10 protein-coding genes are annotated in these 12,698 nt (G+C 58.0%); all 10 read left to right on the forward strand.

Annotated elements, in window-relative coordinates:
• The first annotated feature begins 824 nt into the window (after positions 1 to 824).
• The 10 genes from HBA26_RS18560 to HBA26_RS18605 all read left to right on the forward strand — a co-directional run bounded on the left by HBA26_RS18560 (position 825) and on the right by HBA26_RS18605 (position 12,669).
• Complete coding sequence (locus HBA26_RS18560; protein WP_048960692.1) at positions 825 to 1,319, forward strand: hypothetical protein; 495 nt, start codon at positions 825 to 827, stop codon at positions 1,317 to 1,319.
• A 23-nt stretch (positions 1,320 to 1,342) separates the two neighbouring features.
• Complete coding sequence (gene tssJ / locus HBA26_RS18565; protein ID WP_166720976.1) at positions 1,343 to 1,846, forward strand: type VI secretion system lipoprotein TssJ; 504 nt, start codon at positions 1,343 to 1,345, stop codon at positions 1,844 to 1,846.
• 28 nt (positions 1,847 to 1,874) lie between these two features.
• Complete coding sequence (tssK, locus tag HBA26_RS18570; protein WP_041909533.1) at positions 1,875 to 3,218, forward strand: type VI secretion system baseplate subunit TssK; 1,344 nt, start codon at positions 1,875 to 1,877, stop codon at positions 3,216 to 3,218.
• A 17-nt stretch (positions 3,219 to 3,235) separates the two neighbouring features.
• Complete coding sequence (locus tag HBA26_RS18575; RefSeq protein ID WP_028013493.1) at positions 3,236 to 4,474, forward strand: DotU family type VI secretion system protein; 1,239 nt, start codon at positions 3,236 to 3,238, stop codon at positions 4,472 to 4,474.
• A 2-nt stretch (positions 4,475 to 4,476) separates the two neighbouring features.
• Entirely contained in the window at positions 4,477 to 8,097 is a 3,621-nt protein-coding gene (tssM, locus tag HBA26_RS18580) for a type VI secretion system membrane subunit TssM (RefSeq protein ID WP_126345741.1), read from the forward strand.
• A gap of 16 nt (positions 8,098 to 8,113) precedes the next feature.
• Positions 8,114 to 8,830 (forward strand): type VI secretion system-associated protein TagF, encoded by a 717-nt coding sequence (gene tagF, locus HBA26_RS18585; protein ID WP_028013492.1) that lies wholly within the window; start codon positions 8,114 to 8,116, stop codon positions 8,828 to 8,830.
• 11 nt (positions 8,831 to 8,841) lie between these two features.
• Positions 8,842 to 9,858 carry a type VI secretion system protein TssA gene (tssA, locus tag HBA26_RS18590; protein ID WP_126345740.1) on the forward strand — a complete coding sequence of 339 codons (1,017 nt, stop codon included), beginning with the start codon at positions 8,842 to 8,844 and terminating at the stop codon, positions 9,856 to 9,858.
• Positions 9,859 to 9,933: 75 nt separating this feature from the next.
• Positions 9,934 to 10,458 (forward strand): type VI secretion system contractile sheath small subunit, encoded by a 525-nt coding sequence (gene tssB, locus HBA26_RS18595; RefSeq protein WP_008502644.1) that lies wholly within the window; start codon positions 9,934 to 9,936, stop codon positions 10,456 to 10,458.
• A gap of 3 nt (positions 10,459 to 10,461) precedes the next feature.
• The gene (gene tssC / locus HBA26_RS18600) at positions 10,462 to 11,961 is read left to right on the forward strand and encodes a type VI secretion system contractile sheath large subunit (protein WP_006810956.1); all 1,500 of its coding nucleotides are present in this window, start codon (positions 10,462 to 10,464) and stop codon (positions 11,959 to 11,961) included.
• Between the two features lie 225 nt (positions 11,962 to 12,186).
• Positions 12,187 to 12,669, forward strand: a complete 483-nt coding sequence (locus HBA26_RS18605; RefSeq protein WP_008502640.1) for a type VI secretion system tube protein Hcp — start codon at positions 12,187 to 12,189, stop codon at positions 12,667 to 12,669.
• Positions 12,670 to 12,698 lie beyond the last annotated feature (29 nt).

Below are 12,698 nucleotides of genomic sequence, written 5' to 3' on the forward strand. Positions count from 1 at the left end.
TCCGTCGTCGGCAGCGTCAGATGTGTATAAGAGACAGGTATCTATCATCCGGTAGGCAGGATAGATAGCATCGAGAGAGAAAGTATGTAGCGCAGGTAAAATTTCGAATGAAAGAGACGGTCGCTCTAAAGTGGAAACGTGGCGGCTGACAGGCGCTGTAGCAACGTCGGTATTCGAAATAGTGACGAGAATGTTTACTCAGGCTTAATGATTAATGGAAATGTATAATCACTTACAGGGTTATTATCACAATATGAAATATAAGTTATTTTGAGTCGTGAAATTAAAGGGGCAGTCAATAAGTTAAATAGCGATGGTGTCGTCAGGTGATGCGGCAATATTAAACATACCCTGTTAGTGCAACAAATAATTCATCGTCGATATCTTCTTCTGATATCACCAAAACGACATTTCTACTAATTATGGTAGTGGCGATAATAGCGTTATTGCGTTAATGAAATCCGTTCTCTTTTGAATTTTGTGCTTTAATAACAGTGTGTTATATCATTAGCAGGTGTTGAAATAAGTAGCTCCAGGCCATGTCGGGTTTTTTTATCAGATTATTCCTATAATGTTTTGGCTGCTTCAATTACCACCACTTACGCTGCGGTAAATATTGAATTGAAGCAAAGCTCATGTAAACTTGTTTACCGTTTGTCAAAATATGTCAGGAAGACGCTGGGCCTTATTCTGAAGGGTTCGTGCGGTAGCTATGCCTTTAAATTAGTAACACCCCGAAATTATCCTGACTATTTTAACAATAGCACCTAAGTCAAATTTCATCCCCTTATCTCCATCATCAAAATATCGCTACGGAAAAGCATATGAAAATGCGCGTACTGTTTTCACTTCTGTTTGTAATGGCGGTGGCGGGCTGTAAAGCGCCACAGAAACCGGCAATCACCGACGACACGATCGTGACCAGCCAGGTCAACGGTGTCACCCTGACCCACCGTCACGCCGTGGTGCCGCCAACGGAATTCGCCCAGCTCAACGAGCCTTATCGTGCCATGTACCCGGCCTCCCTGATGAGCCGTCCTGATTTTGGCGGAAAGGTTATCCGTACGCTGGAAACCGGAAAAACCTATGTAGTGCTGGGGCAGGTTGAACACTACTGGATGGCGCTCGCCGATGAGGGGAACGACCAGTTGATTGGCTACGTCCCGATGCGTGCCGTTATCAAAGCCGACCAGTACGAAGCCACCGTCCGCAAACAGGCCATTCGTCCTAAGGTGCGTAAAAAAGCGACCTGCGTCGATGTGGATGGCAACAGCAAAGCCTGCAAAGACAGCGCTAACGGTACCTGGATCCTGAACTAAACGGCTTTCGTGGGCGTATTTTTATGAATAATAAAAAGTTTCATCGGCTGTGGTTAGTCTTTTACGCGGCGATTTTCGCCCTTGTCAGTGGTTGTACGTCGTCTTCACACAGCGAACCTTCCCGCTACAATCTGCAGTTTCAGGCTCATCCACAACTCAATGATTCTGCGCCACTTAAAGTCCGGGTGCTGTTGTTGAAATCCGATGCGGATTTCATGTCCAGCGACTTCTATTCCCTGCAGAACAACGCGTCAGCAACGCTTGGCGCGAATCTGCTGAACAGCGACGTTTTCTTCCTGATGCCGGGACAGCTGTCCAAAACCCTCAGCGGTCAGAGCGATCCTGAGGCGCGTTATATCGGCGTGATGGCGGAATATCAGAAGCTGGACGGTAAAAAATGGCGCGTTTCACTCCCGCTGCCTGTGCCAGGCGAAAATCATATCTACCAGTTCTGGAAATGGTCCGCGGATGAACTCCAGGCCAACGTTTTTCTCGACGTAAACGGCATTCGGGTCATCAGCCAGTAACGCGCTTCACAACAGGAAACACATCATCATGACCAAAGCAGAAAAGGTCGTCTGGACCGAAGGCATGTTCCTGCGTCCACACCATTTTCAGCGGACTGAAAGTTATCTGCTCAACCATGTTCGTGAGTGGGGTGCGCTGCAGCGTTCCTATCTCTGGGGCTTTCTCGACGTAGAACTGGACGAAGCGATGCTTCGCCAGGGCTGCATTGCCCTGAGCTACTGCAGCGGGTTACTGCCGGACGGCACCTTTTTCCAGGTCCGCAACGGACGCAATGGTCCCGCGCCGCTAAAAATTCCTGACAATCTCACCAACGAAAAGGTGGTGCTCGCGCTGCCGGTTCGTCGTGGCGAGCGGGAAGAGGTGATTTTCAGCGAAGAGCCTGCCTCGCTGGCCCGCTTCGTCGCGTTTGAGCAGGAGGTGGAGGACGATAACGCTATGTCGGTGGGGGATGCCACCGTCCAGTTTGGCCGCCTGCGCCTGACGCTGATGCTGGAAAAAGACCTCACGGCAGAATGGACATCCATCGGCGTGGCGTTTGTGACTGAAAAACGCAACGACAACCACGTGCGGCTGGATAACAGCTACATCCCGCCGATGCTGAACGCCAATAACAGCCCGCAGATCTACAGCATGATCAACGATCTGCACGGTTTGCTGGTGCAGCGCAGCCAGCAGATTGGCGGCCGCCTGCGTCAGCCTGGCCGCTTTAACACCTCTGAACTGATTGAATTTACGCTGCTTTCGCTCGTGAACCGTCATCTGGGCGAGGTTTCACATTTAAAAACGCTGCCGCTGCTACACCCGGAAACGCTCTGGCGCAGCTGGCTGCCGTTTGCCACCGAGCTCACGACCTGGACGTCGCAGCGCACCACCGAGAGCGTGCTGCCGATCTACGATCACGACGATCTGGCGAACTGCTTCAGCAAGCTGATGCTGATGCTGCGCCAGGGGCTGTCGCTGGTGATGGAAGACCACGCCATTCAGCTGCCGCTTAACGAGCGCTCGCATGGCCTGAACATCGCCACTGTTCCTGAAACCAGCATGGTGCGCGAATTTGGCTTCGTGCTGGCGGTGAAAGCCAACGTGCCGGGCGAACACCTGCAAACCCATTTCCCGGCGCAGATGAAAATTGCCCCGGTCTCGAAAATTCGCGATCTGGTTCAGTTGCAGCTGCCGGGCATTATGCTGCGCGCCATGCCGGTCGCGCCGCCGCAGATCCCGTGGCATGCCGGCTACAGCTACTTCGAGCTGGAGAAGGGCAGCGAGCTGTGGCACGAGATGGATAAGTCCGGCGCATTCGCCCTGCACCTTGCAGGGGAGTTCCCGGGGCTGGATATGGAGTTTTGGGCCATCCGTAGCCCGACAGAATAATAAAGCGAGCGCTTAATATGCAGGAACGACAGGATAGCGGCAGTGATGCCGCGTTTACCGGAGCCAGTAGCAACAATCAGCTGGTGGCGGCCGCCAATCCGCTGCTCAACGCGATTCCGCAGATCCGTCATTCGGTATCACATGACGATCAGGTGGCGTTACGCCAGCGCCTGATCGATGAGATTCGCCGTTTTGAAGTCCGCTGCCAGCAGGCGGGGCTGCCCTACGAAGTGATCGTCGGGGCGCGCTACTGCCTGTGCACGGCGCTGGACGAGGCCGCCGCGCTGACTCCCTGGGGCAGCAGCGGCGTCTGGTCCAGCAATGGCCTGCTGGTAACGTTCCATAACGAAACCTGGGGCGGCGAAAAGTTCTTCCAGCTGCTGGCGCGCCTGTCGCAGAACCCGCGCGAGCATATCCTGCTGCTGGAGATGATCAACTACTGCCTGCTGCTCGGCTTCGAGGGGCGCTATCGGGTGCTGGACAATGGCCGCACCCAGCTTGAAACCATCAAGCAGCGGCTGTGGCAAATGATCCGCGGCGTGCGCGGCAGCTATCCGCCGCCGCTTTCTCCCCATCCGGAAGATCGTCCGGTGCTGCGCAAGCTCTGGCGGCCGATGGTTCCCCTGTGGGCCTGCGTAGCGCTGGCCGGGTTTATCGCCTGCCTGTTTTATATCGTGCTTAACTGGCGCCTTGGCGACAACACCAACCCGGTGCTGGCGAAGATTTATCAGTCCCAGCTGCCGGAAACCACCATTCAGCAGCCGGCGCGTCAGCTGCCCGCGGTGCTTAACCTGCGCGGCTTCCTGAAGCCTGAAATTGAGGCGGGCCTGGTGGCGGTAAAAGACCAGGCAGATCGCAGCGTCGTGATCCTGAAGGGCGACGGGCTGTTTGCCTCCGCCTCGACCGTCGTGCGCGACCGCTATGAACCGGTCATCAACCGCATTGCGCAGGCGATGAACAACGTCAGCGGCAAAATTCTGGTGGTGGGCTACAGCGATAACGTGCCGATCCGCAGTGCGCGCTTTGCCTCTAACTACGAGCTCTCACTGGAACGCGCGCGCTCCGTACAGAAAATGCTGCAGGGAAGCCTCTCTCAGCCTGGCCGCGTGAAGGCGGAAGGGCGGGGCGAGATTAACCCGGTGGCGCCGAACACGACGCCGGAAAACCGCGCCCGTAACCGCCGTGTGGAAATTACTCTGCTGGTGTCGCCTGAAAACACCCAGGCCGAGCTGAACGGATTGCCGCAAGGAAACTAAGGATGCTGACTACACTTCTTTCCATTCTGACCAACCGCATTCTGTGGAGCTTCCTCGGCGTAACGGCGCTGGCGGCGGTGATCTGGATGATTGGCCCTCTGCTGTCCATCGTGGACACCCGACCGCTCGAATCCGAACAGAACCGCATCATCAGTATCGCCGTGGTCTACCTGCTGTGGGCGCAGGGCCATATTCTGCCGCGCCTTTATAACGCCTGGTTGAACCGCAAGCTGATGGACAAGCTCAACGAGAACACCACCAGCCCGGAGGCGGCGGATCCGCAGCAGCGCCTGAACAGTGAGGAGCAGATCCTCGCCAGCCGTTTTGATGAAGCCGCGCAGATGCTTAAAAAAGCGCACTTCAGCAAAGCGGGCCAGGGCGCCCAGTGGATCCAGCGCTTCAGCACGCAATATCTCTATCAACTGCCGTGGTACGTCATTATCGGCGCGCCGGGCTCCGGTAAAACCACGGCGCTGGTGAACTCCGGGCTGCAGTTCCCGCTGGCCGACCGTTTTGGTAAGACCGCGCTGCGCGGTATTGGCGGCACGCGCAACTGCGACTGGTGGTTCACCAACGAAGCCGTGCTGCTGGACACCGCGGGTCGCTATACCACCCAGGAGAGCGAGCAGGCGCAGGATGCCGGTGAGTGGCTGCAGTTCATGGGGCTACTGCGCAAGTACCGTCGCCGCCAGCCGATCAACGGCGTCATCGTCACGATCAGCATTTCGGACCTGCTGACCCAGTCTGCCGAGGCGTCCCGCCAGCAGGCGGTCAACCTGCGCCAGCGCCTGTCCGAGCTGCATGAACAGCTGGGTATCCGCTTCCCGGTGTACGTGATGGTGACCAAGGCCGACCTTCTCAAAGGCTTCCGCGCCTGGTTTGCCGACTACGATAAAGCGCAGCGCGACCAGATCTGGGGTTTCACGCTGCCGTGGGAGCAGACCAAACACGCCGATTACGACCTGATGGGCAACTTCCAGCAGGAATTTTCTCTGTTACAGCAGCGTCTTGATGCCGGGCTGCCGGAAACCATGCTCAAAGAGCATGACGCGAAAACCCGCGCCGAAGCGTATCTCTTCCCGCAGGAGTTCGCTGCACTGCGTCCGCTGCTGGCGGACTACCTGAGCACGGTCTTTGCGCGCTCCAACTTCGAAACTGAGTTCTCCCCGCGCGGGATCTACTTCGCCAGCGGGACGCAGGAAGGCATGCCGTTTGACCGCGTAATGGGCGAACTGAACCGCGCGCTCTCCCTGCCGGAAGGGGCAGAGCGCGATAACTGGGATTCGGTCAGTAAAGAAGCCCCAATCCCGGGCGCGAAGGGCCAGAGTTTCTTCATCAAGAACCTGCTGCAAAACGTTATTTTCCAGGAAGCCGGGATCGCCGGGGAAAACCGCTGGTGGGAGCTGCGCAACCGGGCGGTGATCTGGTCCGGCTACGTGGCGCTGCTGGCCCTGCTGGCGATCCTCGGCGGGCTGTGGCTGACCAGCTATGCTAAAAACAAGGCCTATCTGGAAGAGGTGGATGCGAAGGTGCCGCTGCTGGACCAGCAGAGCAAAGCGTTGCAGAACCAGCCGCAGCGTGACCTGTTCGATCTGCTGCCATTGCTGAATGGCCTGGTGGACCTGCCGAAAAGCGACGCGTTTGATGTCAACGATCCGCCGGTCTCCCGCCGCATGGGGCTTTACCGTGGGGATGACGTCAGCGATGCTTCGCAGTCCCTGTACCAGAAGGCGCTGGATCAGCTGCTGTTGCCCGCCGTTGCTATGCACATCACCACCTGGCTGCGCAACGACAACGGCAGCGACGTGGAGTACAGCTACGAGGCGCTGAAAGCCTATCAGATGCTCTATCAGCCGAAGCACTACGACGGCAAATTCCTGCACTCCTGGGTGATGCTCAACCTGCAGCGCAACCTGCCGCAAAACGTCACGAAGGCGCAGCTGCAGCAGCTCGAATGGCACCTCACCCAGCTGCTGGAGCCGAAAATTCAGGCCTCGCCGTACGCGCAGGACGAATCCCTGGTGGCGCGTGAAAGAGCGCTGATCAACCAGCAACCGCTTTCAACCCGCGTCTACGGTCGCCTGAAGCGCCTGCTGGAACATGACGACAACCTCAAACCGGTCTCCCTTTCCGATCTGGGCGGGCCACAGAGCGAGCTGGTGTTTTCCCGCAAAAGCGGTAAGCCGGTGAGCGAAGGGGTGCCGGGTCTTTATACGCCGGACGGTTACTGGAAAAGCTTTAACAGCCAGATTGACAGCGTAACGACCGCCCTGCATGAAGACGACGCCTGGGTGCTGGGCGCCGCGACCGCGCAGGAAGATAAACAGCAGATCGATAACGCCGTACGCCAGCTCTACATGCGCGACTTTATCGCGAACTGGGATCGCTTTCTCGCCGACATCCAGCTTAACAACAGCGCCGATCTCTCCCAGCGCATCAACACTGCGCGCCTGCTCTCTGGCGCAAACTCGCCCCTGCGCCGTCTGGTGCAGAACCTGAGCCAGGTGCTGACGCTCTCCCGGGATACCCCGGCACCGGAAGATGCCGATAAAGCGCAGGCGCAGAGCAACCGCGCCACCCGCACGCTGGAAGCGCTGTTCAGCAATAATGACAATGCCCCGACGCAGGCCGCCGCGATTACTCAGGCGCCGGAGCAGCTGGTGACGGACCACTACGCGCCGATGATTGAGCTGGCCCAGCCGCTGGAAAAGGGTGGCAAGACCATCGTCTTTGATGATTTTCTTAAGCAGGTGGACGAGCTTTATCGTTACCTGACCGCCGTGCAGGACGCCGCCAACAGCGGTATGCCGGCGCCGGGCGGCGAGGCGATCAGCCGTCTGCAGGCCAGCGCCGGTCGACTGCCGGGCGGATTGCAAACCATGTTCAGCAACATGGCGGTGGGGGCCAGCAGCGATACCCAGCGCCGCGATCTGGAAAACGTGCGTAAGCGGATCAACGTTGAAGTCGGCGGTTTCTGCCGTCAGGCGATCGCCGGTCGCTACCCGCTGGTGCGCAGCGCCAGCACTGAGGTCACCCCGGACGATCTCGCCCGCATGTTCGCGCCGGGCACCGGGCTGATGGATACCTTCTTTCGCGACAACCTGACCAGCAAAGTGGATACGACGCAGGCAAACTGGCGCTTTATGCCGGGTATCGACGGTAAAACCCTGCCGGGCAGCGAAGGGCTGCTGAGGCCCTTCCAGCAGGCCCAGTCGATTCGCGACGCCTTCTTTGCTAACGGCGCAACCACGCCGTCTTTCAAGGTGACGGTTCGCACCGTGCGAATGGATAACACCATTCTGAACCTGACGCTGGATGTCGACGGCCAACTGCTGCGTTACAGCCACGGTCCGCAGGCGGTGCAAATCATGAACTGGCCGGGGCCGGGCGGCACCAACCAGGTCCGTATGCAGCTGGGTCTGGCTAACGGCAGCACCGCGACGCTTGTGACCAACGGCTCCTGGGCGCTCAACCGCTTTTTTGACAAAGCGAGCACCAGCCCGGGCGCGGGAAGCCTGAGCCGTCAGGCCACCTTCAACGTCGACGGACATCAGGTCACGCTGGAGTTTGCGCCGAACAGCATCCGCAACCCGTTCCAGCTTCCCCGTTTTTCATGCCCATAACCGCAAGGACAGCCGTATGACGAATACCCCTGCGATGAACCGCTACAGCTGGTATGGCAAATTACCCAGCGCCGGAGATTTCCTGCAGCGTCGCTTTCCTGACACCTTACAGCGCCAGTGGTCGCACTGGTTTCAGGTTGGCCTGCTGGCCTGGCAGCAGGAAGAGCAGCGCAGCGGCGAGCGCCAGTTCACCAAAGCTCCGGTCTGGAATTTCGTCGTCCCGCCGATGCTGGGCAGCCAGATGATCCAGATGGGCTGCCTGCTGCCCGGCCGCGACAGCGTTGGCCGACAGTACCCGGTCTGCATTCAGCTGAGCTTCGCCCCGTCAGAGTGGTCGACCAGCCTGCTCAGCCAGGCGGAGAGCTGGTATCAGCAAATTGGTCGTCTGGGGCTGCACGCGGTGCGTAACAGCTTTTCCGCCTCGCAGCTGGATGAGATGCTGATGTCCATTCCGGCGCCGCAGCCCGTCGAGCCGCAGAAGCGCTCTGACATCCTCGACGTCATTGGCTACGACGAGGACGGCCAAAGCACGCTGGGCTGGCCGCAGGCGGCAGAGTGCTTTGACCCGCTGCGTCAGACCAGCTACTGGTGGACCAACCGCTGCGACGGTTACCCGCTGTACACCCACGTTCACAGCGGCAACTTCACCGGACAGCTTTTTACCCTGCTGTTCGACCCGGCAGGGGGCGCCCGCCCGGGGCGTCACGGTCTCTATCCGCCTATGTTTGAATAAGCAGGGATCTCATGAATATCGAAGAATTTCTCGCGCCAATAAGTCCCGACAAGCCCTGTGGCGACAATCTGGAATATGACGCTGACTTCCAGGCGATGAACCAGGCCAGTCAGGGCAAAGCGGAACAGCAGTTTGGCGACACCATCATCCCGGCAGAGCCTGCGGACTGGAACACGGTAGAAAAATTCGCTACCAGCCTGCTGAGCCGCACCAAAGATCTTCGCGTGATGCTGGCGTTAACCCACGCCTGGACCCGCCGTCGCGGTCTTGCAGGCTACGCGGACGGGCTGTTGCTGGTGCAGGAGGCTATCGCGCGCTACTGGGAGCCGCTCTATCCGCTGCTGGAAGAGTATGGCGAAACCGACCCGTTCTATCGCATTAACGCTCTGGCAGGGCTGAGCGATAAATCCGAGCTCACCGTCGCGGTACGTAACGCCTCGCTGCTGCGTTCAAACGGCGATGAAATTTCGCTGCGTGACGCCCAGGCACTGCTGGACGGCAGTAAAACCGAGTGTCCGGACTATCCGGGCGGTCGCCCGAGGCTGATTGACGAACTGGCGCGCGGCGACCAGCCGGGGACCGCAGCGGTCATTGTGATTAACGAACGGCTGCTGGCCATCCGCGAGCTGCTTATCGGGCATCTCGGTGAAAGCGGCGTACCGGAAATGGAACAGCTGTTGAAAACCGTGGGGCTGGTCGCCAGCGCGTGTCAGGTGACCGACATCAGCAAGCTGCTGCCGAACCGTGAAGAGCAGGCTGAACAGCACGCTGAGCCGCAGCCTGCGGCAGCGCAGCCCGTTCAGCCGGTCACCGACTGGCGCAGCGTGCAGGTTACCAGCCGCGCCGACGCGCAGCTAATGCTGGAAAAAGCGAAGCAGTATTTCGCGCAGTACGAACCGAGCCACCCCGCGCCGCTGATGATTGAACGGGTGCAGCGGCTGTCAGAACTTAACTTTATGGACATTATTCGCGACCTGGCGCCAGACGGCGTTAACCAACTGGAAAACATCTTTGGACGCCGCGAATGACGCGTCCTGGCATTATGACGACAGGCATGGAGTCTGCCGTTTCACCTTCACCGCGCATCTTTGATGGAGAACATCATGGCAATGAGTAACAGTGGACAGAAATTCATCGCACGCAACCGTGCTCCCCGCGTGCAGATCGAATACGACGTAGAGATCTACGGTGCAGAACGCAAAATTCAGCTGCCGTTTGTGATGGGCGTTATGGCCGATCTGGTTGGCAAGCCGGTGGAAAATCTGCCAGCCGTCGACGAGCGTAAATTCCTGGAAATCGACATCGATAACTTCGATGAACGCATGAAGGCGCTGAAGCCGCGCGTGGCGTTCCAGGTAGATAACACCCTGACCGGCGAAGGTAAGCTCAACGTCGATCTGACCTTCGACAGCATGGACGACTTCCTGCCGGACGCGGTGGCCCGCAAAGTTGAGCCGCTGAACAAGCTGCTGGAGGCGCGCACGCAGCTCTCTAACCTGCTGACCTACATGGACGGCAAAAACGGTGCGGAAGAGCTGATTGCAAAAATTCTCCAGGATCCGACGCTGCTCAAATCCCTGAGCCAGTTGCCAAAAAATGACGAAAGTGCGAAAGGTAGCGAGGAATAATCGATGAGCAACCAGACTCAACAACACGATCAGCAGGCGGGTCAGGCGTTCAGCCAGGATGAGTTCAGCGCGCTGCTGAACAAAGAGTTCCGCCCGAAAACCGATCAGGCGCGTTCCGCCGTGGAGAGTGCGGTCAAGACTCTGGCGCAGCAGGCGCTGGAAAATACCGTTACCTTCTCGAACGACACCTACCGCACCATTCAGAACCTGATTGCCGGTATCGACGAGCAGCTCTCGCAGCAGGTGAACCAGATCATTCACCACGAAGAGTTTCAGAAGCTGGAGAGCGCCTGGCGCGGACTGAGCTACCTGGTCAACAATACCGAAACTGACGAGATGCTGAAGATCCGCTTTATGAGCATCTCCAAGCAGGAGCTGGGCCGCACCCTGAAGCGCTACAAGGGCGTGGGCTGGGACCAGAGCCCGATCTTCAAGAAAATCTACGAGCAGGAGTACGGTCAGTTCGGCGGCGAGCCGTTTGGCTGCATCGTCGGCGACTACTACTTCGACCACAGCCCGCAGGACGTTGAGCTGCTGGGGGAAATGGCGCGCATCGGCTCTGCGGCGCACTGTCCGTTCATCACCGGCACCGCGCCGGGCGTGATGCAGATGGAGTCCTGGCAGGAGCTGGCTAACCCGCGCGATCTGACCAAGATCTTCCAGAACACCGAATACGCCGCCTGGCGTTCACTGCGTGAATCCGAAGACGCCCGCTATCTGGGGCTGGTGATGCCGCGCTTCCTGTCGCGCTTGCCATACGGCATTCGCACCAACCCGGTGGACAGCTTTGACTTTGAAGAGCAGACCGACGGCGCAAACCACAACAGCTACTCGTGGGCGAACGCGGCCTATGCGATGGCCGCCAACATCAACCGTTCCTTCAAAGAGTACGGCTGGTGCACCTCGATTCGCGGCGTGGAGTCCGGCGGGGCGGTGGAAAACCTGCCGTGCCACACCTTCCCGAGCGATGACGGCGGCGTGGACATGAAGTGCCCGACCGAGATCGCCATCAGCGATCGTCGCGAAGCCGAGCTGGCGAAAAACGGGTTTATGCCGCTGGTTCACCGTAAAAACTCCGACTTTGCCGCCTTCATCGGCGCGCAGTCTCTGCAAAAACCGGCCGAGTATCACGATCCGGATGCCACCGCCAACGCGCGCCTGGCGTCTCGTCTGCCGTACCTGTTCGCCTGCTGCCGCTTTGCCCACTACCTGAAGTGCATCGTGCGCGACAAAATCGGCTCCTTCCGCGAGCGCGAAGAGATGGAGCGCTGGCTGAACGACTGGGTGATGAACTACGTCGACGGTGACCCGGCTAACTCCTCCCAGGAAACCAAGTCCCGCAAACCGCTGGCGGCTGCGGAAGTGCAGGTGCAGGAAATTGAAGACAACCCGGGCTACTACGCCGCGAAGTTCTTCCTGCGCCCGCACTACCAGCTGGAAGGTCTGACCGTTTCCCTGCGTCTTGTTTCTAAACTGCCGTCGCTGAAGACGAAAGACGCGTAAGAGCAACATCTTGCACGGGCCGGCAAGAAAGACGGCTGGAACGGTAATAATGACTTCACATTCATTCCGTTATTTCGGAGGAATGTAAGACTGTCAAATGACACGGGTCATTTGATATGAGGCAGAGGTAAAATATGGACGGTTTTATTCAGCCCCATGCTTTCCTGTTTGCCATATAAGTGCTTTTTCGAAAGCAATATTGTTCATCCACGAAGAGTAGATATTATGGCTATTGATATGTTTCTGAAGGTCGAGGGTGTTACGGGCGAATCTAAAGATTCTAACCACACCGGCTGGACTGATATTACCTCCTTCTCCTGGGGCGCTTCCCAGCCAGGTAATATGAGCGTTGGCGGTGGCGGCGGTGCCGGTAAAGTTAACTTTAACGACCTGCACGTTAACGCGCTGATCGACAAATCCACCACCGCTATCCTGAAACACTGCGCCAGCGGTAAACACCTGACTAAGGTTGAGCTGTCCGTCTGTAAAGCGGGCGGTCAGCAGGTGGAATACTCCCGCATTACGCTGGAGGATGTGCTGGTGACTTCCGTTCAGTACACCGGTGCAGACAACGGCGACACCGTGGGTGTGACCTATGCATTCCAGGCTGCGAAAGTGAAACAGCAGTACTGGGAGCAGACCACGTCGGGTGGTAAAGGTGCTGAAAGCAGCGCTGGCTGGAATATCAAAGAAAACAAAGAAGCATAATAATAGTGGGCCCGAAAGGGCTCACTTTA

Origin of the sequence: Enterobacter sp. 725m/11 (genome assembly GCF_011683705.1) — a bacterium.
Classification (GTDB): Bacteria; Pseudomonadota; Gammaproteobacteria; order Enterobacterales; family Enterobacteriaceae; genus Enterobacter; species Enterobacter bugandensis.